Here is a 25730-nt window from a genome sequence, read left to right as displayed (position 1 = left end):
TCCCGGCGCCCATATTGCGAGGCCGCCCGCAGTGTGCGCCGGGCCGCCGGGGGACCATGCCGCATGTCCAGTGATCTTCCGGCCGACGCCTTTCGCCGCATGGACGAGACGCCCGACGAGGCCTTCTACGCCCAGCCCCGTTTCGTGACCCACATCGACGACGGGGCGATTGCCGCCGTCACGGAGCTGTACCGCGAATATTTTCCGGCGGGCGGCGACCTGCTGGACCTCATGAGTTCCTGGGTCAGTCACCTGCCGCCCGAGGTCGAGTACGGCCGGGTCGAGGGCCTGGGCATGAACCGCCGCGAACTCGCCGCCAACCCGTGCCTGAGCGGCTTCGCGGTGCAGAACCTGAACGAGGACGCGCGGCTGCCCTACCCGGACGCCAGCTTCGACGGCTGCGGCCTGTGCGTGTCGGTGGATTACCTGACCCGGCCGGCCGAGGTGCTGCGCGAGGTCGGGCGGGTGCTGCGGCCCGGCGCGCCGGTGGTCATCACCTTCTCCAACCGCTGTTTTCCGACGAAGGCCGTGCGGGTCTGGCACGAACTCGACGACGCCGGGCACCTCGCACTCGTCGCGGAATTTCTGCGGCAGGCGGGCAACTTCACCGACATCCGCACCCTGGACCGTAGCCCCCGCCGGGCCGGGCGTCTGAGCGGCGATCCCCTCTATGCGGTCGTGGGCCGCGCGGCAGACCCCAGACGGGCTTGAGCTGCGGGGTTAGTTCTGCTTGCGAAGATGAACCCGGTCCCACCCGGATCGCCTTGCGCGGCCATCCCCGGTCCCTACACTGCCCGGATGTCGAGTGATTCTTCCGCACGCACGGCCCTCATCGTGGGGTCCACCGGCCTCTCGGGGCGCACGCTGGCCCAGCTTCTGACGGAACAGGGCTGGACGGTGTACGGCCTCGCGCGCAGGCCCGCGCAGGATATTCCGGTCCTGTTGCCGGTCGCGGCCGACCTGCTCGACCCCGGAACGCTGGGGCCGGCGCTCGCCGGGGTGCGGCCCACCCACGTCTTTTTCACCTCTTGGCTGCGCCAGGAGACCGAGGCGCTGAACATCGAGGTGAACAGCGCGATGGTCCGCAACCTGCTGGACGCCCTGCGGCCGGCGGGCACGGTGCAGCACGTCGCCCTGGTCACGGGTCTCAAGCACTACCTGGGGCCCTTCGACGCCTATGCCAAGGGCGAGCGCCTGCCGGTCACGCCGCTGCGCGAGGACCAGCCGCGCCTGGACCTGCCCAACTTCTACTACGCCCAGGAGGACGAGGTGTATGCCGCGGCCGAGCGCGACGGCTTTACCTGGAGCGTCCACCGGCCCCATACCCTGATCGGGGAGGCGGTGGGCAACGCCATGAACCTGGGTACCACCCTCGCCGTCTACGCCTCGCTGTGCCGCGCCTCGGGGCAGCCCATGCGCTGGCCGGGGTCGGGCGCGCAGTGGTCGGGCCTGTCGGACGTGACCGATGCCCGCGTACTGGCCCGGCAGCTGCTGTGGGCCGCCGAGACGCCCGCCGCGCACAACCAGGCCTTCAACGTGGTCAACGGCGACGTGTTCCGCTGGAGCCGCCTGTGGGGCCGCGTCGCCGACTGGTTCGGCGTCGAGGCGCAGGGCTTCGGCGGCACCGTGCGCCCGCTGGAGGCCGAACTGGCCGACAAGGGACCGGCCTGGGCCGAGCTGGCGGCGGGGCACGGGCTGGCCGAGCCGGACCTGAACCGCCTCGCCTCGGCGTGGCACACCGACCTCGACCTGAGCCGCCCCATCGAGGTGATGACCGACATGGCCCGCAGCCGCGCCCTGGGCTTTTCGGTGTACCAGAACACCGAAGCTTCCTTTTTCGACCTCTTCGCGCAGCTGCGCCGCGAGCGCCTGATTCCCTGAGCGCGGTGATCAGTCGGGGGAGGCCTGGGCCGCCAGCACCCCCTGGGCGCGGGCCACGATCCGTCCGACCGACCGCAGCAGCTCGGGCGGACTGTCCACCCGGACCTCGCAGCCCAGACCCAGCAGGAACCCGGCGAAGGCGTCGAGGTGGTCGCGCCGGCCGCGCAGGCGCGAGCCGCCGGCCTCGGGCCGCAGGTCGGTGCCCCAGGCCGAGAGCTGATCGCGCAGGCTCTCGGGCGGAGCGCCCAGCCACACGCTGACCTCGTGACCCTGCGCCGGCTCGGGCAGCGAGGCGCGCAGCCACGCCAGCGCGTCGAAGTCGGCGGGCGGCGTGAAGGTGGCTTCCAGCACCCGCACCTCCTCCATGCGGTCGAGCCGGAAGGAGCGGCGCTCGCCGCGCAGGTGGCAGTGCCCGACCGCGTACCAGCGCCCGCCGAAATGCACGGCGCGGTACAGGTCGGCGCGGCGCACGCTGGCCTCGCCCCGGCCCGAGCGGTAGCCGAATTCGAGCTGCCGGCCCCGGCGCATCGCCGCGAGCAGGGCGCCCATGCGCGTGGCCTCGACCGTCACCACCCAGGGCGAGGCGTCGAGCTGCACGGCCTGCCGCAGCGCCCGCACCTCCTCGCGCAGGGCCTCCGGCAGCGTGCGCGCCAGCTTGGCCGCCGCGAGGTCCGCCGCCGGGGCGAGGTCGCGCAGCCCCAGGTGTCCCAATGCCAGCAGCCCCAGCGACAGGCTCAGGGCTTCCTCGCCGCTGAACATCAGGGGCGGCAGCCGGAAGCCCGGGCGCAGCCGGTACGCGCCCCCCACGCCGCGCCGGCCCTCGACCGGAATGCCGAGGTCCTGAAGCCGCGCCACGTAGCGCTGCACCGTGCGCGGACTGACCTCCAGCACGCGGCTCAGCTCGGCGCCGGTCACGCTTTCGCGCGACTGGAGCAGCTCCAGCACCGACAGCACGCGCATGGACGGGTCGTACATGGGCCCAGCTTGCCACAGAAATACGACAACCCCTGACGGGAAGCGGCGTTACGTTATGGGCGGAGGAACACCTATGACTACGCAAATGCATGAAGTCTCTGCCCCCGCCCTGACGCTCGCCGGCTTTCTGGACCACTGGCTGGGGCATCGCCGCCTGACCCGCCGGGTGATCGCCGCGTTTCCCGAAGACCAGCTCTTCACGTTCAGCGCCGCGCCCCCCATGCGCTCTTTCGGCGAGATGGGCGGCGAACTGCATTTCGTCAGCGCGATGACCCTGGACGGCCTGCTGAGCGGCGAGTGGAAGGAACCCGCCTGGGCCGCTGCCCCCCGCACCCAGGCCGAGCTGCTGGCCGCCTGGGACGCCCTGAGCGCGCGGATCGAGGCCGAGTTCGGGCAGATCGACCCGGCCATGTTCGGCCGCGTGGCTCCTCTGCCCTGGGGCGAGATGCCCGGCTGGGTGGCGGCCATCTACGCCGTGGACAACGAAGTCCATCACCGGGGCCAGGGCTACGTGTACCTGCGCGCCCTGGGTACCGAGCCGCCCGCCTTCTACGGGCGCTGAGCCGCGTCCATGCGGGCCTGCACGCTGGCGGCGTAGACCTCGGCCTCGCCGGTCGTCACGGCCCGCACGATCAGTTCGGCCACCGACTGCGCCGAGTCGCCCCGGCGGTACGCGGCGGCGCGTTCCGGCGCGGCCCCGACCAAGTTGTGCCCGAACTCGGTGTCGGTCATGCCGGGGTAGACCACGCTGACCGTAATCCCCAGCGGCGCGAGTTCGGTGCGGGCGATGAGCGAGAGGTTGTTCAGGGCGTGCTTGGTGGAGGAATAGGGCGCCAGCCCCGGAAACAGCCCCTTGGTCGTCCCCGAGCTGATGTTCACGATGCTCCCGCCGCCTCCGGCCTGCATGACCGGCGCGACCTGCTGCATGGCCCCCAGCACGCTGACGAGGTTGAGTTCCAGGAGTTGCCGGTAGTCCGCCAGCCTTGCCTCCAACACCGGCACGTGCATGCCCCGCCCCGCATTGTTCACGAGCACGTCGATACGGCCATAGTGTTCCTGGGTGGTCCGGACCATCTGGGCCACCGCCGCCTCGTCGAGCATGTCGGTGGGCACGGCCAGCGCACCGGGCAACCGCTCTGCCAGCTCGGCCAGCCGGTCCGCCGATCTCGCCGCGAGGGCCACCTTCGCCCCCTGCGCCGCGAAGAGTTCGGCCGCCGCCCGTCCGATGCCCGACGACGCTCCCGTGACCAGTACGACTTTGTCCCGAATGTCCATCCGCGTACTGTAGTCCCGGCGCTCCGGCCGGTTCTTGAGCGGACCTTTGCGGACCGCCCGTCTCCGTCCCCCGCCCCAGGAGGCCCCATGACCCTGCCCACCCCGAACGTTCCCGACCTGCTGCTCGACACCCTGCGCCGCAATGGACGCGTCAACGACACGTTGCTGGCCGCCGTCCGCCCCGAGGAATACGCCCTTCGGGACGGCGAGGGCGGCTGGACGGTCGCGCGGCACCTGAGCCACCTCGCGGCCTTCCGTGCGGGCTGGCTGCTGGAGATCTCGCCGGAGCACGCGGCTGGCCTCATGGCGCCGTTCGGGGGTGCCAACCCCTGGGCCTGGGAAAGCCGCGACCCGGCCGTGCTGGGCACGGTGTTTCGCGAGGGTGACGCCGCTGCCCTGCGGGCGGTGCAGGCCGCCCTGGAGACGGGCCGGTCCTTTCCCGATCCCTACGGCGAGGGCACCTACCAGTCGCATCCGGCGCACTTCCTCCAGCACATCGTCGTGCACGACAGCCACCACCGGGGGCAGGTGCTGTCGCTGCTGCGCCGGGGAGGCCGGACCCCGCAGGAGATGGACGCGCTGGACGAACACTGGGCGATCTGGCGGGCCTGAGCCGCGTGGGCGCTGCCGGACTCAGGCGGGTTCGCCTTCCTCCTCGCCCGGCGACGGAACCGCCGGGCGCAGGGTCCAGGCCTCGCCGGTCGCCCCGCCGCCGTCTACCGACAGGCGCAGCGTGTCCGGGGCCGCCGCCGGAAACAGCAGGTCGCTGAGGGCCAGCAGGCCGCCCCCCGCGAAGAGTTCCACCGACGAGGTGTCCAGCACGAGGCGCAGGTCGAGGTCACGCTCTATGGCCGGGGGCAGGGGGGCCGTGTGGACGCCGCCGAAGCCGGCCACGTCGGCCAGGAGGCCGCGCGCCGGGCGCTCCAGCGTCAGCGTGCCGCCTGCCCGGTCGGCGCGCAGGGTCAGCTCGTCTCCAGCCACTGAGGTCAGCCGCAGGGTCAGGACTGTGCCGGGCGCGAGGCGCAGGTCCAGGTCCAGCGCGCGGCCTGCGGGCAGGGGCAGCGTCGCCGGACTGTCCGGGGTCAGGTGCAGGGGCGTGCGGCGGCCACGCAGACGGTCCAGCTCCTGCAGGGGCAACTGGGTCAGCCACAGCCCGCCGTCCGGGTCCCGGCGCAGCCCCAGCTCGCGGGCCAGCGTCAGGGCGCCGCGCCAGGGGTGGGTAGGCAGCCGGGTCGCGTAGTCCCAGCTGCTCTGCCACGCCGTCCACAGGCAGCGGCCAGGCGTGCCGCTCCAGGTGATCGCCGCGTAGAAGTCCTTGCCGTAGTCGGCCCAGCGCGCCGGGCCACGGGGCGTGAAGACGGCGCCGTCGAAGTCCCCCACGAAATACTGCGCCCCGGTGCCTCCCTGCGGCCCGCCCGCGAACACGTCCACCTTCAGGACCCAGTGTTCCTGGCCCGTCTCGTCCGTCAGGGGGAACAGGTCGGGCACTTCCCAGATGCCGCCCGTCTCGCCCGCCGGCCCGAAGACGCTCAGGGGAGTCCAGACGTGCAGGTCGGGCGAGCCGTACAGGGCGACCTGCCGCTCGTCCGGGTAGACCACGGCCTTCACCCAGCGCCCACTCGGGCCGTGCCAGAACACCTTGGGGTCGCGGAAGTCGGCGCGGCCCTCGTCGAGCACGGGCTGCTCCGGGCCGAACTGCCAGGTCTCGCCCGCATCGCGGCTGTAGGCGAGGTACTGCGCCTGCCAATAGTGCCCGGCGCCCGTGTACAGCGCCACGACCGGGGGTGAGGCGTCGCCGCTCTGGCCCAGGCCCGAGGTGTTGTGCGTGTCCACCACCGCGCTGCCCGAGAAGATGGCGTGCGCCTCGCGGCCCGGCAGCGCCACGTCGTGCTCCTGCCAGCCCAGCAGGTCGCGGCTGGTGGCGTGGCCCCAGCTCATGTTGGCGTGGTCGCGGCCCTGCGGGTTGTGCTGGTAGAAGAGGTGGTACACCTCGCCCACCTGCACCAGCCCGTTCGGGTCGTTGATCCAGTGCTGCCGGGGCGTGAAGTGGACCAGGGGCCGCCAGGCGGGGGTCGGAGTGGGCGCGTCGGAAGACATGGACGCCATGATGCCCAGCCGAGCGGTCCCCTGTGAAGCGCGGCGCCGGGACCTAGTGGCCGAGGATCTTGCTGAGGAACTGCTTGGCGCGGTCGTGCTGGGGGTGGGTGTAGAAGGCTTCAGGCGTCGTGTCCTCCACGATGTTGCCCTGGTCGAAGAACAGGATCCGGTCCGCCACCTCCCGCGCGAAGCCCATCTCGTGCGTCACCACCAGCATCGTCATCCCGCTTCGCGCCAGTTCCTTCATCACGTCCAGCACTTCCTTGATCATCTCCGGGTCCAGCGCCGAGGTCGGCTCGTCGAACAGCATGATCTTGGGGTCCATCGCCAGCGCCCGGGCGATCGCCACGCGCTGCTGCTGCCCGCCCGAGAGCTGCGCGGGGTACTTGTGCGCCTGCTCCTCGATGCCCACACGGCGCAGCAGTTCCAGGCCCCGGCGCTCGGCCTCGGCCTTGCCGGTACGGCGCACGCGGGTGGGGGCGAGGGTGATGTTGTCGAGGACGGTGAGGTGGGAAAGAGGTTGAAGCTCTGGAAGACCATGCCGACCTCGCGGCGGACGGCGTCGAGATTCCTGGCGCCCTGAAGGGGCAGGCCGTCGATGGCGATGGTGCCGGCGTCGTGGGGGTCCAGGGCGTTGAGGGTGCGGATGAAGGTGGACTTGCCGCTGCCGGAGGGACCGATGACGACGACGACCTCGCCCTGACGGACCTGGAGACTCACGCCGCGCAGGGCGTGGAAGCTCCCGAAGTGCTTCTCCACCCCACGCGCCTCGATGATCGTAGGAGTGGGAGGCTGGGCCGGAGGCGGCGCGGTCGTCTGGGAAGCGGTCATGGGTTCAGCCTAGAGAGCGCCGCGCCCTCCGGGAAACAAACGTCTAAATCCCCCGGATCGGAATTCTATACATTTTTTCAAAAACTCCTCCGACCTCACCCAAGATCGAGGGGTGAAGATGCAATCTGTTCAGAAAAAGACAAACGTTTTGCAAGACAATGGAGTGGTCTGGCGTTCCGGGCTGCGGGTGGCGGGCGCGTTGGCGCTCCTCGGGCTGGCGTCGGGGGCGTCGGCCGACCAGCTCGCGGACATCCGCAAGGCGGGGGTGCTGCGCGTGGGGGTGCCGCAGGACTTCGCGCCCTTCGGCAGCGTGGGGCCGGACCTCAAGCCGCGCGGTTACGACATCGACGTGGCGACCATCCTCGCCAAGGGCCTGAACGTCAGTCTCGAACTCGTGCCCGTCGCCTCGGCCAACCGCCTGCCGTACCTCCAGACCGGCAAGATCGACCTGATCGTCTCCAGCCTGGGCAAGAACGCCGAGCGCGAGAAGGTCATCGACTTCTCGGTGCCCTACGCGCCCTTCTACTCGGCGGTGTTCGGGGTCAAGGACATGGGCGTCAGGTCGGCGGCCGACCTCGCCGGGCACAGCGTCGGGGTGACGCGCGGTTCCATCGAGGACCTGGAACTGACCAAGATGCTGCCGGCCGGCGTGAACATCAAGCGCTACGAGGACAACGCCACCACCATCACGGCCTTCCTGACCGGCCAGACCGAACTCGTCGCCACCGGCAACACGGTCGCCGCCACCATCGCCGAACGCTCGCCCCGGCGCAAGCCCGTGCAGAAGTTCGTCATCAAGGACTCGCCCTGCTACGTCGGCCTGAACAAGAACGAGGCCGCGCTTCTCAAGCAGGTGAACAAGATCCTGACGACCTACCGGAGCAACGGTTACCTCGACCGGCTCTCGCAGCAGTGGTTCAAGTCGCCGCTGCCCGCCAGCATGGGCCGTTCCTGACCATGCTGAGCCTGACGCCGGAGCAGTGGGGCGAACTGGGGCAGGGCGCGCTGACCACCCTGGGCCTGACCGTCTTCTCGCTCGCCGTGGGTTTCGGCCTCGCGCTGCTGGGCGCCCTGGGCCGCCGCAGCGGAAACCCGGTGGCGCGGGCGGCGGCGGGCACCTACGTCGAGGCGCTGCGCAACACGCCCTTTTTCGTGCAGCTGCTGTTCCTGTTCTTCGGGCTGCCGACGCTGGGGGTGCAGCTCACCGAGCTTCAGGCCGCCGCGCTCGCCATGACCCTGAACCTGGGGGCCTACGCCACCGAGATCGTCCGTGCGGGGCTGGACGCCGTGCCGCGCGGGCAGGTCGAGGCGGCGGCCAGCCTGGGCCTGAGCCGCGCCCAGACCTTCTGGACCGTCGTGCTGCGTCAGGCGCTGGCGGTGGTCTACCCGGCCCTGGTCAGTCAGGTGATCATCGTGATGCTGGGGTCGGCGGTCGTGTCGTACATCAACGTCAAGGACCTGACCTACGCCGCGCAGTTCATCGCCTCGCGCAACTTCCAGCAGTTCGGGCTGTATCTGGTGGTCACCGCCGCCTATCTGGCGCTGGCCTTCGCCCTGCGCGCTGCCCTGAACGGGGTGGGCCGCTCTCTGTTCCGCTTCAAGCAGCCGCTGCGGGCGGCGTAGGTTCCCGGGAGCCGCCATGTCCGAATTCACCACCGCCGATATCCTCCGGCAACTGCTGCTCTCGCTGCGCTGGACCGTCCTGCTCTCGCTGATCGCCTTCGCGGGCGGCGGCCTGCTGGCCCTGCTGCTCACGGCCCTGAATTTCAGCGGTCAGCGCGCCGTCAAGACCGTGATCCGCTGGTACGTGCAGATCTTCCAGGGCACGCCGCTGCTCATGCAGCTGTTCCTGGCCTTCTTCGGGCTGGCGCTGCTGGGCATCGAGACCTCACCCTGGACGGCGGCCAGTGTCGCCCTGATCCTGTACAGCGCCGCGTACCTCACCGAGATCTGGCGCGGCTGCATCGAGGCCGTGCCGCGCGGCCAGAGCGAGGCGGCCGCGAGCCTGGGCCTGTCCTTCGCGCAGCGGTTCACGCTGGTGGTGCTGCCGCAGGCCCTGACGGTCGCGGTCGCGCCCACGGTGGGCTTTCTGGTGCAGGTCGTCAAGGGCACGGCCCTGACCGCCATCATCGGCTTCATGGACCTGACCAAGACCGGCACGGTCATCGCCAACACGACCTTCGAGCCCCTCAAGGTCTACGGGCTGGTCGCACTGCTGTACTTCGCCCTGTGCTTTCCGATCTCGCTGGCGAGCCGCGCGCTCGAACGCTGTCTGGCGAGCCGCACGCGCCGGGCCGTGGCCCGTCAGGCCGCGCCGGGGCGGGTCAGCGCCGCGACCTGAAGCCGGAATCCGGAGGAGGGGGCGGCCTGATCTCCGGGCCGCCCCCGTGCGTCCCACGGGCCGCGCCGACACGAAAAAAGGGCCGTTCCCGAAGGAAGCGGCCCCGGACAGGAACAGACGCTTAGAGGTTGCCCTTGAGGGTGCTGGCGACCTTGAAGGCGACCTTCTTGCCGGCGGGAATCTGGATCTTCTCGCTGGTGCCGGGCTTGACGCCGGTGCGGGCGGCGGTTTCCTTGACGCTCATCGTCCCGAGGCCGGGCAGGCCGACGCTCTTGCCGCTCTTGATCGCGTCCACGACCACGTCGAGCATCGCGCTGACGGCTTCTTCGCTCTGCTTCTTGGTCAGGCCGGTCTTGTCGGCGACCAGTTCGACGAGCTGGGTCTTGGCGACCTTGTTGCTCTCACCGGGAACTTTCTTGGCGGGGGCCGCCTTGGGGGCGGGCGCCGGAGCAGCGGCGGCAGCGGTCTTTTTCGCGGGGGCCTTCGTCGACTTTTTCGTCATGGTGAGCAGCATGACATATCGTTTTGCCCTTGTGAAGGGGCTTTGGCGGGGGGGAATGCCCGCTGACACGCCGTTCTTCAGGTTCCGGACCTGTTCTGTGGGGCAGGGTTCCCGGCGAGCGCACTGGGTTAAGGAAACCGTCAGTGCCGCACAAAAGGAGACGTTTGCCGTCCAGCACGCGCCGCAGCTGTCACGCCCCTGCCGCGCTGACCCCCGGCTGACGCCTGCCCTCACCCCCGCCTCAGCCGCAGGCAGTACGTGTGAAGCATGAGACGACATTCTGCATGTGTGGCCCTGCTGGGCATGGCGCTGCTGCTCGCGGGCTGTGGGAACGTGGGCGTGGACCCCGGCAACGGCGGGGGCAACGGGGGCGGGGGCGGGGGCGGCGGTGGGGGTGGAGGCGGCGGCACCGGTGTCTGTACCCAGAGTCTGCCGGGCGCGGTGCAGGCCTCAGGCTTGGCGACGGGCGGCGCGCCGGCCCCTCAAGGCAGCGCTCCGGCGGCCGACTGGAGCGCGCCCCATATCGCGGGACAGGTGCTGCTCGTCGGTGGGGGCAGCCTGAGCGCCCAGAGCCTCCAGGTGCTGAGCGGCGTGCGGACCCTGCGCGTGGACGACACGCTGACCCTGGCCTTCACGCCGTCCGGGCAGGAGGACCGGGCCTTCGCCCTGCGCCTCCAGGCGGTGGGTGTACGCGCCCAGCCCAACTTCCTGTACGCGCCCCTCGCCGTGCCCAACGATCCGGGGTATCCGGGCAACGCCGGTGTGCAGGTCGCCGGGAGTCTCTACGATCAGGACTATCTGACCCGTATCCGGGCTCCTGAGGCCTGGGCCGCCGTACAGACGGCAGGTAAACCGCTGACCGCTGCCCTCACCGCCGTGCTCGATACCGGGGTGGACGACGGCCATCCGGACCTGACGGGCCGTCTGCTGCCTGGGCGCACCTTCGACAACTGCGGAGGCGGCAGCGACGGCGCCCCCGAGGTGTCGCAGGGCGACCGGGGCCACGGCACGAGCAGCGCGGGCCTCATCGGCGCAGCGACCAACAACGGTACCGGCCTCGCGGGCGTGACCTGGCAGGGCCAGAACGTCCTGCCCATCAAGGTGATCAACGAGCAGGGCGGCGCGGTGGGGGCCAGTACCGTGTCCATCCGCAATGGGCTGAACTACGCGGTGGGCCAGGGGGCCAAAGTCGTGAACATGAGTCTGGGTATCAAGGGCAACCCCGGCGACCAGGCCCTCGACGATGCCCTGGCGAGCGCCGCGTCCAGCGCCGTCCTCGTGGCGGCGGCCGGCAACACCAGCGGCGACGGCATCTACTACCCGGCCAGCAACGCTAACGTGATCGCCGTGGGGGCGGTGGGCCGCGAGGACTCGCTCGCCTGCTACAGTGCCCGGCCCGGCAACGCCAGCGGCTCGCGTCAGCTCGACATCGTCGCGCCGGGGGGCAACGCGGGGACTGGCACGGCCAACTGCTACACGAGCAATTCCTACGACCAGCTCGTGCTGGCGACCCGCGACCAGGGCGGCTACACGCTGCGCGCCGGAACCAGCGAGGCTGCGCCCCTGGTCAGCGGGGTCGCGGCGCTGATCCGTTCGGTCAACCCGAACCTGAGTGCCGCGCAGGTCAAAGGCCTACTGCTGGGCAACACGCGGCAGGTCAACACCCTGAAGTTTCTCGACGCCGAGGCGGCAGTGAAGGCGGCGCTGCGGTAGTTGTCCGGTTAGCTGGGAGGTCACGTGGGAAACGTGACTCCTGGTTTTCTAGCCTCGTTTCTAGAGAAACGTCTCTCGCCGTATCATGACGGGGACATGAGTGAACGCAAGTATTTCGGAACCGACGGGGTGCGCGCCGTCGCGGGGCAGTTTCCGCTGACCGCCGCCTGGGTCATGGACCTCGGGGCCGCCGCCGGGGAAGTGCTGAAACGTCAGAACCCGCGCGCCAGCGTGGTCATCGGCAAGGACACCCGCCAGAGCGGCGACATGCTCGAAGCCGCCCTCGCCGCCGGCCTCACCAGCCGGGGCGTGAACGTCATCCACCTGGGCGTGCTGCCCACCCCCGGCGTGAGTTACCTGACCCGCCACCTCGGCGCCGACGCGGGCGTGGTCATCAGCGCGTCGCACAACCCCTACGAGGACAACGGCATCAAGTTCTTCGGCGCCGACGGCCAGAAGCTGCGCGACGCCACCGAGCACGAGATCGAGGCGGCCATCGACGAGGTGCCCGGCTTTGCGCCCGTGACCGGCGTGGCGCTGGGCGGCGTGACCAACTACACCGACGCCGAGCGGCTGTACGTGGCGTTCCTGCTGTCGCACGCACCCGACCTCTCGGGTATGCGCATCGCGCTGGACTGCGCCAACGGGGCGGCCTACCGCGTGGCCCCCAAGGTGTTCCAGGCGGCGGGGGCCGACGTGTTCGCGGTGTACACCACGCCCGACGGCCGCAACATCAACCGGGGCTGCGGCAGCACGCATATGGACCACCTGCGCCGGCTGGTCATGGAAGGCGACTACGACCTGGGCGTGGCCTTCGACGGCGACGCCGACCGGGCGCTGTTCGTGGACTCGCGTGGGCGCGAGGTGCAGGGTGACCACATGCTGCTGCTCAACGCGCGGGCGCGCGGCGAGCGGGCGGTGGTGACGACCATCATGGCGAACATGGGCCTGGAGGTGAAGCTGCGCGAGGCGGGCATTCCGCTGGAGCGCACCGCCGTGGGCGACCGCTACGTGCACGAGCGCCTGCACGAGAAGGGCCTGAACCTGGGCGGCGAGCAGAGCGGACACGTGCTGTTCCTGGACGTGGCCCCGACCGGCGACGGCGTGCTGACCGCGCTGCTGACGCTGGGCAGCCTGCGCAAACTGGGGACCACCCTGGACGCGGTCCACGACGACCTCGTGATGTATCCGCAGACGCTGGTGAACGTGCGGGTGCAGGACAAGAAGGCGATCGCCCGCGACCCCGAGGTGGGGCGCGCGGTCGAGGCGGCCGAGGCGCGGCTGCGGGGCCGGGGCCGGGTGAACCTGCGCCCGAGCGGCACCGAGAACCTCATCCGGGTGATGGTCGAGGGCCAAGACGAGACCGAGATCCACCAGATCGCCGCCGACCTGGCCGGCGTCGTCCAGGCCCGCGGTCAGGTCGTTGGAAAGTGAGCCTTCGGCAGCTCAATTGAAGTTAACGGCGAGTCCGAGAGAAGGCGAAAATATCAGATCGCCTTGACCACGCCGTCGGCCTCGACCGCGTGCACGATGGGCAGGGCTTCGACCGCCGCGAACTGCCCCCGGTCCAGTTGTCCCGACACCAGCCCAAAACGGGCGAGGTGCCGGGTACTGATCTCGCGTACGCCCGCCTCCTCCAGCTGGCTGCGGACCTCCTGCGGGTCGAACTCCTGCGGCGAACAGTCCGGATCGAGGGTGATGTGTACGCGCATGGTCAGGGCAGGCCTCCTGGGAGGCAGTGTACGGCTGGCGCGCGCCGCGAAAGTGACCTGCCGACGTTGTGCCGGCTCCAGGCGTTTCCTGGAGCGGCCTCCTCCGCCTGCGGGGCCTGCGCGACCCCAGCCCCGCCGTCGCTCGGGGCGAGGCCCGGCACCGGCCGCGCCGAGGCGACTAGGCGGTCCCACAGCGCGCGCCCGCTCAGCCCCGCATTCGCCTGGGCGTGCAGCGCTGCCAGCCCCGCGACGTGCGGGGTCGCCATGCTCGTGCCGCTCAGGCGCCGCGTGCCGCCGCCCGGCCACGCCGAGAGCACGCCCACGCCAGGGGCGACCACGTCCACCGCGCCCAGGCCGTCCACGTCCCCGCACGAGAAGCGGGCGATGCGGTCGCGGCCGTCCACCGCCCCCACGGCGAGCACGCTGGCACACGCGGCGGGGTTGCCGACCGGGGCCACCATCTCGGGGCGCAGGCTCTCGTTGCCGGCGGCGGCGACCAGCAGCACGCCCTGCTCCAGCAGGCGCCGGGCGATCACCTCATAGCGCACGCTGGGCGGGCTGCCGGCAGGCCGGGCCGAGCCCAGGCTCATGGACAGCACCTCGGCCCCCTGGTCGGTCGCCCAGTCGATGGCGTCGATGATCTGGTCGTCGGTGCCGCGCCCGCTGCGGTCCAGCACCTTGGCGACCAGCAGCGTGACCTCCGGGGCGACTCCGTAGCGCCGCCCGCCCGCCGGCTGGGCGCGGCCCGCCACTACCCCGGCGCAATGGGTGCCGTGGCCGTGCTCGTCCTGCGCGCCCGGCTCGCTCGCCACGAAACTCACGGCGTTGCCGGGTAGTACCGTCAGGTCGGGGTGCGCGAGGTCCACGCCGGTGTCGAGCACCGCGACCTTCACCCCCCGCCCGGTGGGCACGTCGGGGCCGGGATACAGCCCGATCTGGGGCAGCGTGTCCTCGGCGGGGGCCTCGCCGTCGGTGTCTTCGGCCTGGTCCTCCGGGGGCTCGATCTGGATGCCGGGCCGCATGCCCTCCCGCAGGTCGCCGGGCAGGTGGCGCTCCTCGTTGGGCAGCACGGCCACGACCTCGTCGAGCGCGCGCAGCCGCGTGATCTCGCCGGGGGTCAGGGTGGCGACCGCCACGCCCAGGCTGCGGTATACCCGCGCGTGGACGCCGTTGGCCGTGCTCAGGACCGTGCGCGTCGCCCGCGCCGACGGGCCGGGCAGCGGCGAGACGTCCAGCACGGCCGCGAGCAGCCCGGCATTGTCGGCGGCGACGCGGCGGAAGAGGATGATATGGGCCGGCTGTTCGTGCATCAGGGTATCGGTGGGCGCAGGGTCCATGCGGTGTTCCTCCGGTGAGGGGCGGGGGGTGGACCGCCATTCTCGCACCCCCCGCCGGACCGGGAGAGGACCGTCACAATGAGGGGCGTGTTCAGCCTAGAGCAGTCCAGTTCCCCGCCCGTTACGGCCCTGCTGCGCTTCGCCGCGCCCGGCGACCCCGTCACGGCTCTACCTCGCTGGCGCCTGCTGCGCGACCCCGTGCGGGTGGTCACGGCGCATACGCTGGCCGAGGTGCTTCCTGCGCTGGAGGAGGTCGAGGAGGCCGTCGCCGCCGGTCTGTACGCCGCCGGGTTTGTGGGCTACGAGGCGGCCCCGGCCTTCGACCCGGCCCTCGTCACCCACCCGGCCGGGGAGATGCCGCTGCTGTGGTTCGCCCTGTTCACGGAGTTCGAGGAACTGGACGACCTGCCCGGCCCTGTTGGGGGCTTCAGCCTCGGCGAGTGGGTTCCGGACGGCCCGGAGACGGAGTACGCCGCCGCCATCACCGAGATCCGGCGGCAGATCGCCGAGGGCAACACCTATCAGGTGAATCACACCCTTCGCCTGCGGGCGCCCTTCGCCGGGGACGACCTCGCCCTGTTCATGGCCCTGAGCCGCGCGCAGCCCACCCGGTACTCGGCCTACCTGAACGCGGGGCGCTGGCGGGTGCTCTCGGTGTCGCCGGAATTGTTCTTCAGCGTCTCTGACCGCGAGATCCTGACCCGGCCCATGAAGGGCACCGCGCCCAGGGGAGAGACCCCGCAGGAGGACGCCGCCCGCATCGCCACCTTGCGTACCTCGCCCAAAGAGCGTGCCGAGAACCTGATGATCGTGGACCTGCTGCGCAACGACCTGGGGCGCGTGGCCCGCTTCGGGACGGTCGCGGTGCCCCGGCTCTTCGAGGTCGAGACGCATCCAACTTTGCACACCATGACCTCCACCGTGCGCGCCGAACTGCGGCCCGGTATCAAGCTGGCCGAGATGTTCGGCGCGCTCTTTCCCTGCGGTTCGGTGACGGGCGCCCCCAAGGTGAGCACCATGCGCCTGATCCGCACGCTGGAAAAAGCGCCGCGTGGCGTGTACTGCGGCGCGGTCGGTCATCTGTCGCCGGGGGGCGGGATGGCCTTCAACGTGCCCATCCGCACCGTCACCCTCGATATGGCGCGTGGCATGGCTGAGTACGGCGTAGGGGGCGGCGTGACGTGGGACTCGACCCCGGGCGGCGAATATGCCGAGGTCCTGACGAAGGCGGCAGTCGTGCGGGGGCTGGTCGGAAGAGGAGAGCCTTGACCTTTTCTCTGCTCGAAACCCTGCGCCTGGAGACCGGCCAACTGCCCGCCCTGGACGCGCACCTGGACCGTATGGCGGCTTCGGCGCGGCACTTCGGCTGGTCCCTCGACCGGTCGGCGCTGTGCACCCTGGCCCGGCAGCGGGCCACCGAGCATCCGGCCGGCGTGTGGCGCCTGCGGCTGCTGTGCGCCCCGGACGGCGACCTCTCAGCACAGGCCCTGCCACTGGTGGACGAGCCTGTGCCCCTGCGCGCGGCCCTGGCGCGCACACCGATTCGGAGTGGCGACCCCCATCTTGCCCACAAGACCACCGACCGCGCCGTGTACGAGGCCCACCGCGCTGCCCAGCCGGACCTTCAGGAAGTCCTGCTCTGGAACGAGCGCGGTGAGTTGACCGAATTCACGACCGGAACGGTGGTGCTACGGCTTGGGGGCCGGCTGATGACTCCCCCGCTGGCGGCGGGCGTGCTGCCCGGCGTGGCGCGCGCGGCGGCCCTGGCAACGGGGGAGATCTCTGAAGCCCTGCTGACCCGGGAACACCTCACGCAGGCCGCCGAGGTCTGGCACCTCAACAGCCTACGGGGGTGGCAGCCGGTGGTGCTGTCACCAAATTGAGGCTCAGGCCAGTTCGACGATGCTCGCGTCCGATACCGTGAGCTTGTGCGTGCGCGGCACGGTGCGCCCGCCCCGGACCTGGGCGCGCACGCCGATCAGGCAGTCCTGAAGACGGGTGTTCAGGTTCTCGATGACGGCGTCAGCGTCGATGACGCTGTGCTCAACCTCCGCGTGCCGAATGATGCTGTTGCGCCCGATGCTGGTGAACGGCCCGATGTAGGCGTCCTCGATGACCACGTTCTCTCCGATGATGACGGGCCCCACGATCTTGCTGCGTACCACCCGTGACGACTCGGGAATGACGACCCGGCCACTGACCCGCGTCTCGATGACCTCGCCCTGAATATCGTTTTCCAGCTTTTCCAGCAGCAGGTGGTTGGCTTCGAGCAGGTCGGTGGGACGGCCGGTGTCCTTCCACCAGCCGACGACCGGCTGGCCCATCACGGTGGCCCCGGCCTCGATCAGGCGCTGGATGCCGTCGGTGATTTCGTACTCGCCGCGCGCCGAGGGCGGCATGCCGTCGAGCATCTCGAAGAGCCGCGCCGTGAAGCAGTACAGGCCCGCCACTGCGAGGTTGCTGGGCGGGTTCTTGGGCTTCTCGATGAGCCGCACGATGCGCTCGCCGTCCATCTGCGCCACCCCGAAGGCGGTAGGATCCTCGACCTGCACGAGGGCGATCAGGGCGTCGGGCCGCGCCTCCTGAAAGCGCTCGACGAAGGGCCGCGCGCCGTACTCGAAGAGGTTGTCGCCCAGGTACACGCAGAAATCGTCCTGGCCCACCCACTCGCGGGCGGTCAGGACCGCGTGTCCCAGCCCGAGCTGCTCGTTCTGGTCGATCAGGGTGATCTGCGCGCCCGTGACGTTGCGGATGGCGTGGGCGATCTCCTCGCGCGTGAGCTGCGACACCACGATGCCGATCTCACTGATGCCTGCTTCCTGCAGGGTCCGAATGGCGTGGCGGATGATCGGCTGCCCGGCGACCCGCAGGACAGGCTTGGGGCGCGTGAAGGTGAGCGGACGCAGGCGGGTGCCGAGTCCAGCGGCAGGGATAATGGCTTTCATGTGTGAACAGGATAAGCGCAAGACAGCCGCGCAGGAGAGGGACGGATCTGTTCGTTCCTTGAGTGTCGCTCCAAAGGTCGAAGTCTTCTCACGCTTCTATACGGGGTTTTGGGATACGTCCATGAGAAATCACTCCATCAGATAACCATCAGAAAACGTACACTTTTGGGCATGGTTCAGTGTGCCCGAGGGTAAAAATGAACACCTCGCGTATCTGACTTCCTTTTTGCCTCAGTGTGCCAGAATGAGCCAGATGGACACGACCTCAATGTTCGTGCCGGTGATTCTCGCGGGTGGTAGTGGAGAGCGTTTCTGGCCACTTTCCCGGCGCCACCGCCCCAAACAATTTCTCACACTGGACGACTCTGGTCGCAGCCTGTTGCAGGCGACCAGCGACCGTCTGGCGCAACTTGCGGGCGATGCCGGGCAGGTTATGGTGATCACAAGTACAGACTACCGGGGTCAGGTGCTCGAGCAGTTGCCCGAGATGCCTATTGAGAATCTGCTCGTGGAGCCTGTGGCCCGCGATACAGCGCCGGCAGTGCTTTACGCAGCTCTCAAGATTGCTCAGACCCAGCCGCAGGCAGTCATGGGGGTCTTTCCGGCCGATCACCGGATCAACTCTTTGCAAGCTTTCCTAGAAGTTGTTCGCCGCGCTGTTGATGTCGCTTCCCAGACCGGTCGCTTGGTCACCATTGGAGTAGCACCGACCTTTCCCGCCACAGGATATGGATACATCCAGCAGGGAGATCTCATCGCTCCTGATCTGGGTCTGTCTGCTTATGCGGTCTCCCGCTTCACGGAAAAGCCGGACAGCCACACAGCCCAGAGCTTTCTCGAGGCGGGCGGGTACAGCTGGAACAGTGGCATGTTCATCTGGAAGGTGGAAGCGATCCTGAAGGCTTTCGAGCAATATCAGCCTGAGCTGTACACGCAGCTTTCTCAGGCCGTGCGGGACAATGGCCCGATGCGCCCGACCGTACGCGATATCTTCCCGCAGCTGCGCAAAATCAGCATTGATTACGCAATCCTGGAACGTTCTGATCAGGTGACCGTGATTCCCGCCGAGTTCGGCTGGGATGACATGGGCGACTGGAACGCGCTTGAACGGCTGCTCAAAGGTGAGGGAGAGAACGTGGCGGTCGGCCGTCATGTAGGCCTGGACACGGGGGGAGCCATTCTCTATACCACCAGTGGTGATGACCTGATCGCGACCATCGGCCTCGACGATGTCGTCGTGGTGCGGGCCAGTGAGGTAACTTTGGTGGTGCGCAAAGATCGGACCCAGGATATCAAGCAAGTCGTGCAGCAGCTCAAAGCCCACCCGGAACTGGAGCGCTTCGCATGACCGCTTTCCCTACTGACGATATTCAAAACGTGCCGCGCCAACGTGGGCCGCAGCCGCCCGCTCCAGGAAATGGTGGGGACGACAACGAGATTGAACTGGGGGCGCTGTGGCAGGGCGTGCGCCGCCGACTGCCTTGGATTCTGCTGACAGCAGCGCTTGCGGGGGGAGTGGTCTATGTCTGGTCGCGCTCGCAGCCCAGTGTTTATGTCGCTTCCTCCAGTCTAGTGACTTCGGGGAACGTTAATGTGGGCGGCAACTCGCTGATCACGGCTGCGCCGCTGCCCCCCGGGGCGCTTCAGGAGGCCCTACAGGGTCCAGTGGTGCTGGGCAGTATTATCAAGCAGGTACAGAATACCCCGCAATTCTCCGCCTCGCAGCGCGCGGCCCTAAGTACTGACCTGCAAAAGGAATTGCAACGTCAGTCGCTGAGCACCATCGAATTGCAGACCCGGTTGGACTCGCAGGGCAACGGAGTTTACACCGTCTCGGCCAGAGGGCCAACGCCTCAGGCAGCAGCAGCCCTGACCGATATCGCAGCTGACGCTCTCCTGAGCTGGGACCGGGGCCGTGCGCTGAGCGTCATCCAGCGGGCGCAGGCGTCCCTGAGGGCACAGGCTGCCTCCATCAATACTCAGCTTGCCGCCGGGGACTTGACGGATGTCGAGCGCCAGACACTGATCACGGCACGGGCCGGTGTGCAGCGTAGTCTGGCTGAGGCGGGCATTCAGGTTGTAGGTCTCGCAGGCTACCTACAGAGAGTCGCGCCAGCTGTTGCGCCGCTTGACCGGGTTTCGCCCCGGCCGACTCGCAACGCTATTCTGGCGGGCCTACTGACCCTGCTACTAGGATCGGGTCTCGCTGTGCTGCGTGTCATTATGGACCGCTCGGTGCGCTCAGAAGAGGATCTTCTGAACTTCGGTTTGCCAACGTTGGGAACCATTCCCCGTCTGCGCAAGCGTGATATTGTCCTGAGCGGTATTGTCCGCGCAGCGCGGCAGGCGGGACTGTACGAGGCCATCGGCTTCTTGCGCGTGAACCTGCTGTCACAACTGCCTCGTAAGACTAGCCTGTGCGTGCTCGTGACCTCTACCTCGCCGGGAGAGGGCAAGAGTAGCCTGACCGCTACACTGGCCGATAGCTTTGCGGCGAGCGGGCAGCGAGTACTGATTATCGATGCTGACCTGCGCCGGGGTACTCAGCAGGAAGTGTGGGATAAGTTTGAGCGTGAACACCATTGGACTCAGCTCGCTGGGCAGGAGGGCGGCGCACGCTCGTTCCAGGACGCCCTACGGCAGCCAGGCAATGTCCAAGTGATGGAAGTTGAGCCACAGGTCCACGTGTTGCCCTCCGGGCCGGGCCTGCATGACAGTTTGCCTCTCCTGAACCAATCCGATTTGGGAAGCATCCTGCCTCAGTGGAGCCAAGGCTACGATCTGGTCCTTATCGATAGCCCCCCGCTGCTTTCGTTGGCTGACAGTCTGGTGCTGGGGCGACACACTGATGGTGTGCTTATCGTCACCGAGGAGGGTAAGACTAGCCTTCAGACGGTGCGCCAGCTACTGCGCCGCGCCCGTCAGGGTGGCTTGCCCATCCTCGGCTTCGTGCTGAATAAGGTGACGGTTTCTAGCCGCAATAGCCAGAACTATGGCTATAGCTATACGCCTCGGCGTACGGACAACCGGTAAAGGTCATGGGTTTGCCTTCAGTTATCCCTACGCTGCCTGGTTCTAGTGCCCATGAGCGCTCTCGTTTAACCGAATTACCACAATCATTAATTCTTCTACTTGGTGATCTTGCGGTCGGCTTATTCGCGGCGGGATTGTGTGTACTGTTTTTGAATTCAACTAGTCATTTAAAATTTGATTGGGCGACCTATGTGGTCTGGCTGAGCTTGTGGATTATCTGGCGGGCTTATCAAGGTTTATATCCGGGATATGGTCGTTCTGCTCAAACTGAATTGCGACTACATACTGTTGGTACGATACAGCTCTTAGGAGCACAGCTTGCAGCTGTTTTCGCTGCTCATCAACTTTATATCACATTTACTTCTATTTTATTGCAGTGGACAATGATTCTACTTTTTGCCTTACCTGTGAGATATTTGTTGCGTATAATTATGATTCGTGCTGGCTATTATGGGAGGACAATAAGTATTATAGGTGCAGGTCAAACTGCTGTTCTGGCAATCCATCAATTAAAATTTAATCCTTCATATGGTTTACGTCCAGTTGCAGCATACGATGATAACCCTGCTCTTCAGGGAGATTTGATTGAGGGTGTACCAATCGTGGGAACACTGGAGGACGCCTTGAATGAACCGCGTACTAAACAGGCGCTCATTTCTATACCGGGTGCGCGTGCTGCCACTCAACAAAACATTATCAATAGATTTTATAGTACATTTCAAATTACCTGGGTTATTCCAGATCTAATTGGTGTTCCTAATCATGCCTTGCAACCTCACCACATGGGCAGCATTGTTAGCCTAGAAATCAGAAATAACCTTAGCAGCATTCGGGCGCGATTTGTTAAGCGTACGATAGACATTGTGATTTCTCTCCTTATTCTAATTATCGTAATCCCTTTTTTTATTATAATTGGTCTTGTAATTAAACTAGATAGCCCCGGCCCTATCTTTTATAAGGCAAGCCGCGTTGGTTTGAAGGGAAAGACGTTCCCATGCTATAAGTTTAGGAGCATGTATTTAAATGCTGAGCAGAGACTGATTGAGATGTTGAAGGATGATGATGAGAAGAGGGCTGAATATGATTTATTTCATAAATTACGCGAAGATCCACGTATAACTCCGTTTGGTAGTTTGCTAAGAAAGACTAGTCTTGATGAGCTGCCTCAGTTAGTGAACGTACTACTTGGTCAAATGAGCTTAGTGGGGCCTAGGCCTTATCTACCACGTGAGTTGAGCAAGATGAGCGGTTTTACGAATGAAATACTATCAGTTACTCCTGGAATGACTGGCTATTGGCAAGTAAATGAACGTAGTGGAGGAACCTTTGAAGGACGTCTTAATATGGACAAATTTTATATCACCAACTGGTCTCCTTGGCTTGATCTAATTATACTTTTGCAAACAATTCGCGTTGTTTTGATTGGTAAAGGTGCGTACTAAATTGCCATTCTTTGTTTTAGGTGTGCCGTGAAGAAATTATTCAAATTAAGTGATGTATTAGTAAATTACAAGAACTTAATAACAACTCTTGTGACTAATTTTGGGGTTCTGGGAGTAAATGTTCTAACAGGTATCCTTATTGCTCGTTTTTTGGGTCCTGAAGGACGGGGTGAACAATCTGCCATCCTCTTATGGCCTCAATTTTTGGCTTACTTAATGACGCTAGGTCTCCCCGCAGCTACTCTTTATTATGTTCGATTTGATCCGAAGAGCTCCAGCCTGTACACGAAAGTTTCTCTAACTTTGGGTTTGTTTTTAGGACTTCTTTCAACTTTAATAGGTATTATAATTATGCCCCTTTTATTAAAAAGTTACTCGGATGAAATAGTATATTTCGCGCGTTGTTTTATGCTGCTATCGCCAATAAGTTTGCTATCAGTTATACTAAACTCCTTAATGCAATCTAAAGAGCAGTATGAAGTCTACAACTGGTTTAGATTTTTGCCTTCTATAGTGACACTATTAGGTTTACTTATATTAGTAGCTTTAAAAAATTTTAATCCAGTAACAACTAGTTTAATTTTGGCTTTTGCTCAAATACCTGTATTTATATACGGTATATTCTGGGTTTTACGTAATTTTGAACTTGATATCAAAATAAATATGTCTAAAGGGAAGGATTTATTAAATTACGCTTTGAGAGCTTACCCAGTTGATTTATTACGAACTCTAGGTGATCAGTTGGACAGGGTTGTAGTTGTAGGACTATTAACACCTACTTTAATGGGATACTATGTTGTGGCCCTTAGCTTATCTAGAGTGTTAAATGCTGTGCAGACTGCTATGATAACTGTTCTTATTCCAGATCTAATTCAGCAAGAAGAAAGAGTTATAAGAAGAAAAACCTTAAGAGCACTCCTGATGAGTACTAGCATTACTGGTTTAGTTGCAGTTCCATTGTTTTTTTAGGTCCTTGGCTCATCAAGACTTTTTACGGTTCAAATTTTTCCGAAGCATCCTTGCCTTTTCAGATTCTGCTATTTGAGGCAGTTCTTACTGGGATGAGCTGGGTGCTGGCGCAACCATTTTTAGCTATTAATCAGCCGGGTAAAGTTACCATGACGCAGACAATATCATTCGGTTTAGGAATCCCTTTATTGTTCATTTTAGCAAAGAGTAATCAATTAGTAGGTGTTGCTTTTAGTCTTCTGATTATTTCTATTGTGCGTTTATTGGCGACCTACATTTTGTTTGACATACGTTTTAGAATTCACTTAAGGAAACAAAACGCATGATATTTTATAGTAAAATATCTAACGAGAAACTGCTAATCTATACAATAGCTATAATTATATCCGCTCTTATCTTATCTGGCCTCGGCGGTTTACTGAATATAATATATCCAGTAGCGATGGTAGTTTTAGGTATTTATTTTATATCTAATAATGCTATTAAATATATTACTTTAATATATATGTTATGGTTTTTCAGTCCCTTAATACGTAGGTTGTCTGACTATCAAGCTGGTTTTCATGATGTAAGTCTTATTATAGTTACTCCCCATATCGTAACTATTATGAGCATACTTCCTATATTATTCAAGGGAGTCAAAATTAAAAGATTAGAGGGTTTAGCTATATCTGTTATTACTGTATCTATCCTGTGTGGATATTTAGTCGGTATATTTGAAAGCGGTATTTTTTCTGCTACCTTTAGTTTACTTGATTGGCTGTGTCCATTATCCCTTATGGTATTTATATTTCTTAAGAGGAAAACTCTTGAATTAGATTATAAGGCTATGCTCAAGCCCATTAGCTTATCAGTAGTGTTTATGGGATTATATGGAATCATACAGTTCGTAAATATCCTGCCTTGGGATGCATATTGGATGCGGAACGCTGATATTAATTCTATCGGTTATCCTAGTCCTTATAATGTAAGAGTATTTAGCACTCTCAATTCTCCTGGACCTTTTGCAATAGTAATAACGTCTGGCATATTACTATTAAGTAATGTGAGTCTGAAAAAAAGCAGAAAGGTTATAGGTTTGGTATTTGGTGGACTTTCACTCCTGCTTTCATTGGTAAGATCTGCCTGGGGAGGATGGTTTCTTGGTCAACTGGTAATTTTATTACGCTCCAATATTATTAAATCATCTAAAATGATACTTACGTTTTTTATTGGAATATTATTAATTATTCCATTTATTTATACCTCTCGTCTATATAACTCTATAGAAATGCGTTTATCAACATTTGGTAATATCCAAGAAGATAAAAGTTTTAACGACAGACGTGAATTTTTGAACAACATATTATCTGGAGAAAATCTGACGGCATTTGGCCATGGCTTAGGCTCTACAGGTCTATCTGCGCGTTTAAATTCTAGCAATAGAAATGCCATTCTAGATTTTGATAATGGATTCCTAAGTATATTTTACACACTTGGAATTATACCTGGTATTCTATATTGTATCGGTGTTGCTATACTTTTATTAAATTTATATATTTTGAGTAAAACCGCCACTATAATTTCACTACAAGCTATTGCAATATCTATTATTTCCCAAATGATATTTGTTAATACATTAATCGGGGTATCTGGGATTATATTTTGGAGCTCTTTGGGATTTGCTGCGATTATCGCAAAGAAATCCAAATATGAATAGGGGGAGTAAAATGGATAGTAATAGTATTACGGTGGTTGTCCCGACCTATAGGCGAACCGCTGATTTGGAGAAGTGTCTAATATCTCTAAACGGTCAGATCAGAGAGCCAGATGAAATAGTAGTCGTATGTCGTGAAAATGACCTAGCTACTATCGATTTTCTAGAAAGAAAAAGCCTAAATGATTTAAAGCTAAGGTATATAAAGGTTTCCGAAGCTGGTGCAATCGCCTCAATGTCTGCTGGTGTAGAGTTAGCAAGTGGAAATATAGTTGCCTTAATAGATGATGACGCTTATGCTTGGCCAGATTGGTTGCTGCGTATAGAAAAGTATTTTTCTCTCGATGCTACTATTGGCGGAGTGGGGGGGCGTTACTGGGATCACTATGAGGGAATTGTGGATGATGGTAATGAATCTGTAGTAGGTAAAATTCAATACTCTGGTAGAGTGATTGGTAACCACTACCGTGGCTTTGGCAATCCTCGTGAAGTAGACATACTTAACGGAATAAGTGCTTATAGAAAGTCTATTTTAGACGAAGTGGGGTTTGACAATAGATTGAAAGGTTCCGGCGCTCAAGTCCACTGGGAAATAGCTTTGAGTCTGCGAATTAAATCAAAAGGCTGGAAACTAATATACGACCCCAGTATTTCAGTTAATCATTACAGAGGAAAAAGATATGACGAAGATCAGAGAAGCCCTCTAAACTCAATAGCCATATCAAATGCAACTCATAATGAAACACTTGTCCTCTTGGAATATATGAATCCTTTTAGAAGATTAGTATTTATAGTGTGGTTTCTAAGTGTTGGAACTATAGCAGCTCCCGGCGTAATACAGGCTTTAAGATTACTTCCTAGGTATAGATTAGACACTTTTAAGTATCTAATTGCTAGTCTCAGAGGTAGAATGTGGGGAGTAAAATCTTGGATGAATTCTGTAAAAAAATCAGCTTAATATAGCAAATGTATAATTGGGGA

At 62.8% G+C, this 25730-nt stretch carries 25 protein-coding genes and 1 pseudogene; 18 read left to right on the top strand and 8 right to left on the bottom strand.

From position 1 onward, the window contains the following. The first annotated feature begins 63 nt into the window (after nucleotides 1–63). Together DGO_RS16380 and DGO_RS16375 are read left to right on the top strand one after the other, a co-directional pair. On the top strand, nucleotides 64–711 hold the full coding sequence (locus DGO_RS16380; protein ID WP_014695681.1) for a methyltransferase domain-containing protein: 648 nt from the start codon (nucleotides 64–66) through the stop codon (nucleotides 709–711). An 87-nt stretch (nucleotides 712–798) separates the two neighbouring features. Then, nucleotides 799–1881 (top strand): SDR family oxidoreductase, encoded by a 1083-nt coding sequence (locus tag DGO_RS16375; protein WP_014695680.1) that lies wholly within the window; start codon nucleotides 799–801, stop codon nucleotides 1879–1881. A 9-nt stretch (nucleotides 1882–1890) separates the two neighbouring features. On the opposite strand, the gene DGO_RS16370 is transcribed toward DGO_RS16375, so the two are convergent. Then, on the bottom strand, nucleotides 1891–2856 hold the full coding sequence (locus DGO_RS16370; RefSeq protein WP_014695679.1) for a helix-turn-helix transcriptional regulator: 966 nt from the start codon (nucleotides 2854–2856) through the stop codon (nucleotides 1891–1893). Between the two features lie 85 nt (nucleotides 2857–2941). Here DGO_RS16370 and DGO_RS16365 point away from each other — a divergent pair, with 85 nt between their 5' ends. Then, entirely contained in the window at nucleotides 2942–3418 is a 477-nt protein-coding gene (locus DGO_RS16365; RefSeq protein WP_226991521.1) for a DinB family protein, read from the top strand. Here the strand turns inward: DGO_RS16365 and DGO_RS16360 are convergent. Next, on the bottom strand, nucleotides 3406–4131 hold the full coding sequence (locus DGO_RS16360) for an SDR family oxidoreductase (protein WP_014695677.1): 726 nt from the start codon (nucleotides 4129–4131) through the stop codon (nucleotides 3406–3408). The genes DGO_RS16365 and DGO_RS16360 overlap by 13 nt on opposite strands. 87 nt (nucleotides 4132–4218) lie before the next feature. Between DGO_RS16360 and DGO_RS16355 the strand changes: the two genes are divergently transcribed. Continuing rightward, nucleotides 4219–4743: a DinB family protein gene (locus DGO_RS16355; RefSeq protein WP_014695676.1), complete on the top strand. Its 525-nt coding sequence runs from the start codon at nucleotides 4219–4221 to the stop codon at nucleotides 4741–4743. 21 nt (nucleotides 4744–4764) lie between these two features. Here the strand turns inward: DGO_RS16355 and DGO_RS16350 are convergent, their stop codons facing one another. Both DGO_RS16350 and DGO_RS16345 read right to left on the bottom strand, forming a co-directional pair. Further along, nucleotides 4765–6228, bottom strand: a complete 1464-nt coding sequence (locus tag DGO_RS16350) for a glycoside hydrolase family 32 protein (RefSeq protein WP_014695675.1) — start codon at nucleotides 6226–6228, stop codon at nucleotides 4765–4767. Between the two features lie 52 nt (nucleotides 6229–6280). Continuing rightward, a pseudogene (locus DGO_RS16345) lies at nucleotides 6281–7059 on the bottom strand (amino acid ABC transporter ATP-binding protein). 118 nt (nucleotides 7060–7177) lie between these two features. Between DGO_RS16345 and DGO_RS16340 the strand changes: the two are divergent. The 3 genes from DGO_RS16340 to DGO_RS16330 are packed head-to-tail and all read left to right on the top strand — an operon-like array spanning nucleotide 7178 to nucleotide 9400. Next, nucleotides 7178–8014, top strand: coding sequence for a transporter substrate-binding domain-containing protein (locus DGO_RS16340; protein WP_014695673.1), 837 nt, complete (start codon nucleotides 7178–7180; stop codon nucleotides 8012–8014). A 2-nt stretch (nucleotides 8015–8016) separates the two neighbouring features. After that, on the top strand, nucleotides 8017–8682 hold the full coding sequence (locus tag DGO_RS16335) for an amino acid ABC transporter permease (protein WP_014695672.1): 666 nt from the start codon (nucleotides 8017–8019) through the stop codon (nucleotides 8680–8682). Between the two features lie 16 nt (nucleotides 8683–8698). Beyond that, a complete protein-coding gene (locus DGO_RS16330; protein WP_014695671.1) occupies nucleotides 8699–9400 on the top strand; it encodes an amino acid ABC transporter permease in 702 nt (233 codons plus the stop codon). A 121-nt stretch (nucleotides 9401–9521) separates the two neighbouring features. On the opposite strand, the gene DGO_RS16325 is transcribed toward DGO_RS16330, so the two are convergent. Beyond that, on the bottom strand, nucleotides 9522–9914 hold the full coding sequence (locus DGO_RS16325; protein ID WP_014695670.1) for an HU family DNA-binding protein: 393 nt from the start codon (nucleotides 9912–9914) through the stop codon (nucleotides 9522–9524). 255 nt (nucleotides 9915–10169) lie between these two features. Between DGO_RS16325 and DGO_RS16320 the strand changes: the two genes are divergently transcribed. Beyond that, nucleotides 10170–11615 carry a S8 family serine peptidase gene (locus DGO_RS16320; protein WP_014695669.1) on the top strand — a complete coding sequence of 482 codons (1446 nt, stop codon included), beginning with the start codon at nucleotides 10170–10172 and terminating at the stop codon, nucleotides 11613–11615. A 96-nt stretch (nucleotides 11616–11711) separates the two neighbouring features. After that, nucleotides 11712–13049, top strand: a complete 1338-nt coding sequence (gene glmM / locus DGO_RS16315) for a phosphoglucosamine mutase (protein WP_014695668.1) — start codon at nucleotides 11712–11714, stop codon at nucleotides 13047–13049. A 53-nt stretch (nucleotides 13050–13102) separates the two neighbouring features. On the opposite strand, the gene DGO_RS16310 is transcribed toward glmM, so the two are convergent. Together DGO_RS16310 and DGO_RS16305 are read right to left on the bottom strand one after the other, a co-directional pair. Beyond that, nucleotides 13103–13327 carry a hypothetical protein gene (locus tag DGO_RS16310; RefSeq protein ID WP_014695667.1) on the bottom strand — a complete coding sequence of 75 codons (225 nt, stop codon included), beginning with the start codon at nucleotides 13325–13327 and terminating at the stop codon, nucleotides 13103–13105. A 2-nt stretch (nucleotides 13328–13329) separates the two neighbouring features. Further along, the gene (locus DGO_RS16305) at nucleotides 13330–14664 is read right to left on the bottom strand and encodes a S8 family serine peptidase (protein ID WP_014695666.1); all 1335 of its coding nucleotides are present in this window, start codon (nucleotides 14662–14664) and stop codon (nucleotides 13330–13332) included. A gap of 78 nt (nucleotides 14665–14742) precedes the next feature. Between DGO_RS16305 and pabB the strand changes: the two genes are divergently transcribed. Both pabB and DGO_RS16295 read left to right on the top strand, forming a co-directional pair. Further along, a complete protein-coding gene (gene pabB, locus DGO_RS16300; RefSeq protein ID WP_014695665.1) occupies nucleotides 14743–15933 on the top strand; it encodes an aminodeoxychorismate synthase component I in 1191 nt (396 codons plus the stop codon). Continuing rightward, complete coding sequence (locus DGO_RS16295) at nucleotides 15930–16547, top strand: aminotransferase class IV (protein WP_043804187.1); 618 nt, start codon at nucleotides 15930–15932, stop codon at nucleotides 16545–16547. Before pabB ends, DGO_RS16295 begins: the two co-directional genes overlap by 4 nt. A 3-nt stretch (nucleotides 16548–16550) precedes the next feature. Here the strand turns inward: DGO_RS16295 and DGO_RS16290 are convergent, their stop codons facing one another. Continuing rightward, the gene (locus DGO_RS16290) at nucleotides 16551–17609 is read right to left on the bottom strand and encodes a glucose-1-phosphate thymidylyltransferase (protein WP_014695663.1); all 1059 of its coding nucleotides are present in this window, start codon (nucleotides 17607–17609) and stop codon (nucleotides 16551–16553) included. A 253-nt stretch (nucleotides 17610–17862) separates the two neighbouring features. On the opposite strand from DGO_RS16290, the gene DGO_RS16285 reads away from it, so the two are divergent. The 7 genes from DGO_RS16285 (at nucleotide 17863) to DGO_RS21310 (ending at nucleotide 25707) form a co-directional block, all read left to right on the top strand. Continuing rightward, nucleotides 17863–18957, top strand: a complete 1095-nt coding sequence (locus DGO_RS16285; protein WP_014695662.1) for a mannose-1-phosphate guanylyltransferase — start codon at nucleotides 17863–17865, stop codon at nucleotides 18955–18957. Next, nucleotides 18954–20642, top strand: a complete 1689-nt coding sequence (locus tag DGO_RS16280) for a polysaccharide biosynthesis tyrosine autokinase (RefSeq protein WP_014695661.1) — start codon at nucleotides 18954–18956, stop codon at nucleotides 20640–20642. Before DGO_RS16285 ends, DGO_RS16280 begins: the two co-directional genes overlap by 4 nt. Before the next feature lie 5 nt (nucleotides 20643–20647). Continuing rightward, on the top strand, nucleotides 20648–22084 hold the full coding sequence (gene wbaP / locus DGO_RS16275; protein ID WP_014695660.1) for an undecaprenyl-phosphate galactose phosphotransferase WbaP: 1437 nt from the start codon (nucleotides 20648–20650) through the stop codon (nucleotides 22082–22084). 27 nt (nucleotides 22085–22111) lie between these two features. Continuing rightward, the gene (locus tag DGO_RS21835) at nucleotides 22112–23053 is read left to right on the top strand and encodes a lipopolysaccharide biosynthesis protein (RefSeq protein WP_169331039.1); all 942 of its coding nucleotides are present in this window, start codon (nucleotides 22112–22114) and stop codon (nucleotides 23051–23053) included. A 92-nt stretch (nucleotides 23054–23145) separates the two neighbouring features. Continuing rightward, nucleotides 23146–23379: a hypothetical protein gene (locus tag DGO_RS21830; RefSeq protein ID WP_145975443.1), complete on the top strand. Its 234-nt coding sequence runs from the start codon at nucleotides 23146–23148 to the stop codon at nucleotides 23377–23379. A 281-nt stretch (nucleotides 23380–23660) separates the two neighbouring features. Next, nucleotides 23661–24752, top strand: coding sequence for an O-antigen ligase family protein (locus DGO_RS21825; RefSeq protein ID WP_145975442.1), 1092 nt, complete (start codon nucleotides 23661–23663; stop codon nucleotides 24750–24752). A 10-nt stretch (nucleotides 24753–24762) separates the two neighbouring features. Beyond that, nucleotides 24763–25707, top strand: coding sequence for a glycosyltransferase family 2 protein (locus tag DGO_RS21310; RefSeq protein ID WP_014695656.1), 945 nt, complete (start codon nucleotides 24763–24765; stop codon nucleotides 25705–25707). Nucleotides 25708–25730: the final 23 nt, after the last annotated feature.

It is taken from the genome of Deinococcus gobiensis I-0 (assembly GCF_000252445.1).
In the GTDB taxonomy this organism is placed as follows: Bacteria; Deinococcota; Deinococci; order Deinococcales; family Deinococcaceae; genus Deinococcus; species Deinococcus gobiensis.
This window is presented reverse-complemented; position numbering and strand designations above follow the sequence as displayed.

Excerpts from the sequence above, each read along its gene's own strand:
- DGO_RS16360 (WP_014695677.1), bottom strand. The coding sequence starts at position 4,131 with ATGGACATTCGGGACAAAGTCGTACTGGTCACGGGAGCGTCGTCGGGC.
- DGO_RS16310 (WP_014695667.1), bottom strand. The coding sequence starts at position 13,327 with ATGCGCGTACACATCACCCTCGATCCGGACTGTTCGCCGCAGGAGTTC.
- DGO_RS16380 (WP_014695681.1), top strand. The coding sequence starts at position 64 with ATGTCCAGTGATCTTCCGGCCGACGCCTTTCGCCGCATGGACGAGACG.
- DGO_RS16365 (WP_226991521.1), top strand. The coding sequence starts at position 2,942 with ATGCATGAAGTCTCTGCCCCCGCCCTGACGCTCGCCGGCTTTCTGGAC.
- DGO_RS16325 (WP_014695670.1), bottom strand. The coding sequence starts at position 9,914 with ATGCTGCTCACCATGACGAAAAAGTCGACGAAGGCCCCCGCGAAAAAG.
- glmM (WP_014695668.1), top strand. The coding sequence starts at position 11,712 with ATGAGTGAACGCAAGTATTTCGGAACCGACGGGGTGCGCGCCGTCGCG.
- DGO_RS16280 (WP_014695661.1), top strand. The coding sequence starts at position 18,954 with ATGACCGCTTTCCCTACTGACGATATTCAAAACGTGCCGCGCCAACGT.
- DGO_RS21310 (WP_014695656.1), top strand. The coding sequence starts at position 24,763 with ATGGATAGTAATAGTATTACGGTGGTTGTCCCGACCTATAGGCGAACC.
- DGO_RS21825 (WP_145975442.1), top strand. The coding sequence starts at position 23,661 with ATGAGCATACTTCCTATATTATTCAAGGGAGTCAAAATTAAAAGATTA.
- DGO_RS16320 (WP_014695669.1), top strand. The coding sequence starts at position 10,170 with ATGAGACGACATTCTGCATGTGTGGCCCTGCTGGGCATGGCGCTGCTG.
- wbaP (WP_014695660.1), top strand. The coding sequence starts at position 20,648 with ATGGGTTTGCCTTCAGTTATCCCTACGCTGCCTGGTTCTAGTGCCCAT.
- pabB (WP_014695665.1), top strand. The coding sequence starts at position 14,743 with ATGAGGGGCGTGTTCAGCCTAGAGCAGTCCAGTTCCCCGCCCGTTACG.
- DGO_RS16285 (WP_014695662.1), top strand. The coding sequence starts at position 17,863 with ATGGACACGACCTCAATGTTCGTGCCGGTGATTCTCGCGGGTGGTAGT.
- DGO_RS16340 (WP_014695673.1), top strand. The coding sequence starts at position 7,178 with ATGCAATCTGTTCAGAAAAAGACAAACGTTTTGCAAGACAATGGAGTG.
- DGO_RS16335 (WP_014695672.1), top strand. The coding sequence starts at position 8,017 with ATGCTGAGCCTGACGCCGGAGCAGTGGGGCGAACTGGGGCAGGGCGCG.
- DGO_RS16330 (WP_014695671.1), top strand. The coding sequence starts at position 8,699 with ATGTCCGAATTCACCACCGCCGATATCCTCCGGCAACTGCTGCTCTCG.
- DGO_RS16375 (WP_014695680.1), top strand. The coding sequence starts at position 799 with ATGTCGAGTGATTCTTCCGCACGCACGGCCCTCATCGTGGGGTCCACC.
- DGO_RS16355 (WP_014695676.1), top strand. The coding sequence starts at position 4,219 with ATGACCCTGCCCACCCCGAACGTTCCCGACCTGCTGCTCGACACCCTG.
- DGO_RS16305 (WP_014695666.1), bottom strand. The coding sequence starts at position 14,664 with ATGGACCCTGCGCCCACCGATACCCTGATGCACGAACAGCCGGCCCAT.
- DGO_RS16370 (WP_014695679.1), bottom strand. The coding sequence starts at position 2,856 with ATGTACGACCCGTCCATGCGCGTGCTGTCGGTGCTGGAGCTGCTCCAG.
- DGO_RS16290 (WP_014695663.1), bottom strand. The coding sequence starts at position 17,609 with ATGAAAGCCATTATCCCTGCCGCTGGACTCGGCACCCGCCTGCGTCCG.
- DGO_RS21830 (WP_145975443.1), top strand. The coding sequence starts at position 23,146 with ATGAGCTGGGTGCTGGCGCAACCATTTTTAGCTATTAATCAGCCGGGT.
- DGO_RS16350 (WP_014695675.1), bottom strand. The coding sequence starts at position 6,228 with ATGTCTTCCGACGCGCCCACTCCGACCCCCGCCTGGCGGCCCCTGGTC.